Genomic DNA, 385 nt, shown 5'->3' with positions numbered 1-385 from the left:
GCTGCATTCAGGTTAGGTTTTAAGAATTTAAATTTATTTTGATCTGCTTTTTGGGATGCTTTATCAATATGATTAAGCACTCCTGAATATTGAGAATCTAAATCATGCCATTGTGCTGACATATAGGTAAGAGCATTAATAGCTGATCCAATTGCATTTTGCATTTCAGTAATATTATTATACGCAACTCCAACTACACGATTTAATGTTATTTTATAGTCTACGGTTTGGCGTAATTGCACTAATAACGGCTCTAACGTACCTAAATTATTTCTTGCTACCCCTATCATCACACCTCCAGCAATCCATGTAGGGATTGAAGGATATGATACAGTTATTATTCCATCCGATTCTACTTGTTTAAAATGTCTTATTTGCTCTAAAA

At 33.2% G+C, this 385-nt stretch carries 1 pseudogene; it reads right to left on the bottom strand.

Annotated features, from left to right (window positions below):
• Window positions 1-385 (bottom strand): annotated as a pseudogene (locus ACS2CR_RS34465) (hemolysin); the annotation flags it as partial.

The organism is Bacillus cereus group sp. BceL291, from assembly GCF_051776705.1.
Lineage (GTDB): Bacteria > Bacillota > Bacilli > Bacillales > Bacillaceae_G > Bacillus_A > Bacillus_A cereus.
Note: the sequence above shows the minus strand (reverse complement) of the source record. Positions and strands in the feature narration are given on the sequence as shown.